A 1,955-nucleotide genomic window follows, 5' to 3' on the forward strand; every position below is an offset into this window, starting at 1 on the left:
TGTCAACGGCATTCTAAAATTGACCCCTTTTACCTTTCAAATGGCAAAGTAAAATTGACCCCTTTGATCTCGTATTAAGTTTCAACCTGGGGCTGAATCCCAATTCTTTTTTTATCCTTCAAACGATAACTCTCACCCGATATTTGTACCACATGACAGTGATGCAATAACCGATCTAACATCGCAGCGGTCAACGTGACATCATCTGCAAAGGATTTGGACCACTGGCTAAAGGGTAAGTTACTCGTCAATATCGTACTGCCTTTTTCATAACGCTTGGCAATCACGTTAAAGAACAGATTCGCTTCTTCACGTCCAAACGGTAAATAACCAATTTCATCGATAATCAGTAACTTTGGTCCCAGTACCGCACGTTGCATATAGGTTTTCAGTTTACCTTGCTGATAGGCTGTACTCAGTTGCAGCATGAGATCGGCGGCGGTAATGAACTTGATCTTAATGTTGTTCATGATGGCCTTATAGCCTAATGCCATAGATAAGTGCGTTTTTCCTACTCCGCTAGCCCCGAGAAACACCACATTTTCTGCTCTAGCAATAAAGCTCAGATTGAACAGTTCAATCACCTGTGATTTAGGGGCCCCTAGGGCATAATTAAAATCATAGTCTTCCAGGGTTTTGACTTGAGGCAGGCCTGAGAGTTTCATCAGTACCTGCTGACTGCGCTGTTGCCTGGCAGCATATTCATGCGTCAAGATCGCTTCAACAAAGTCGGCATAACTTCCATCTTGACCTAATGTTTGTTGTGCATGATGTGACCATTGTGATGCGATGGCAGGCAGATTGAGCTTTTGGCAAAGTTGCTCTATACGGTCGTATTGCAGATTCATCAGGAAACTCCCAGCAACTGGTCATATACCGATAAGGGATGCTGCAAACTCTCGTAGGGCATGACATGCTGTGCTGCTGCAACAGGTACAGTGCCAGAACCCGTATCTGATTGCGGTAATGGCGTAAATTTTTGCTGCTCCTGTTGCAGTCGAACAGCCGGTTTTTCTTGCGTGGTGGCATGAATCCGCTGATTGGCGGTTTCATGCAGCCACCGGCCAATGTGGGCATTGGCGACATCAACATCTAACAGTAAACCCGAAGTCTTCAGGCTTGCTTTCAATGGCACAATAAAGCTTGATTTGAGGTATCCATTAAAGCGTTCAACTTTGCCTTTGGTCTGTGCACGGTAGGGCTTACATACGCGAGGACGAAAGCTGTATTTCTTGGCGCAGTCGAGCAGTTTGGGATTCCATTTATGCTGCCCCTCCTGATAGGCATCCCGTTCAATCATGATCGTTTTAGCGTTATCAAACAGTATTTCCTGAGGTACTCCTGCAAAGAACTGAAATGCATTTTCTAGACCATCGATCCATGCATCGGTACGTTCATGATCATAAAATTTCACGAAAGTCGCTCTGGAATACCCTAATGTTGCGACAAAAGCTTTTAAAGTCGTGTTGTTACGTCGAATCGTGGTGAAATCCACTTGCATTTGTTGGCCAGGTTGGGTTTCAAAACGAATGATCGGTTCCGGTTGAGCAACTGGTTTTAATGTTGCAAGATATTCCCTCAAGATCCTGATCTTTCCTGGATATCCCAACCTTAAAATTTCCTGGTAGAGCACGACAGCAGGAATCCATTCAGGATGAGCTGCGTTTACACGTTGGAGTAAATAGGGTTTATATGAGTCAAGGATACTTATTCTAGGCTGTATACGCTGATACTGAGGTGTGGTATTTTGCCGTAAATATTTACGTACGGTATTTCTGGATACCCCCAGTTCACGACTAATGGCTTTAATAGATTTACCTTGTTGATGAAGTATTTGGATTGTCACTGCTTGCTCCAAAGTTAACATGTTGAGCAGTCCAAAATGACCGCTATATTAACCAAGGGGGTCAGTTTTTAAATGCCATTAGGGGGTCATTTTTACACTGCCGCTAACA

At 43.9% G+C, this 1,955-nt stretch carries 2 protein-coding genes; both read right to left on the reverse strand.

The window, feature by feature from the left end; all coding sequences use genetic code 11:
* Positions 1–74: 74 nt before the first annotated feature.
* Positions 75–848, reverse strand: coding sequence for an IS21-like element ISAba8 family helper ATPase IstB (istB, locus tag FTU62_RS17190; protein ID WP_001053379.1), 774 nt, complete (start codon positions 846–848; stop codon positions 75–77).
* Positions 848–1,867, reverse strand: a complete 1,020-nt coding sequence (gene istA / locus FTU62_RS17195) for an IS21-like element ISAba8 family transposase (RefSeq protein WP_180103262.1) — start codon at positions 1,865–1,867, stop codon at positions 848–850. Before istA ends, istB begins: the two co-directional genes overlap by 1 nt.
* Positions 1,868–1,955: the final 88 nt, after the last annotated feature.

The organism is Acinetobacter sp. YH12126 (assembly GCF_013418745.1).
In the GTDB taxonomy this organism is placed as follows: Bacteria; Pseudomonadota; Gammaproteobacteria; order Pseudomonadales; family Moraxellaceae; genus Acinetobacter; species Acinetobacter amyesii.

Coding starts and splice junctions, on each gene's coding strand:
- istB (WP_001053379.1), bottom strand. CDS start 848: ATGAATCTGCAATACGACCGTATAGAGCAACTTTGCCAAAAGCTCAAT.
- istA (WP_180103262.1), bottom strand. CDS start 1,867: ATGTTAACTTTGGAGCAAGCAGTGACAATCCAAATACTTCATCAACAA.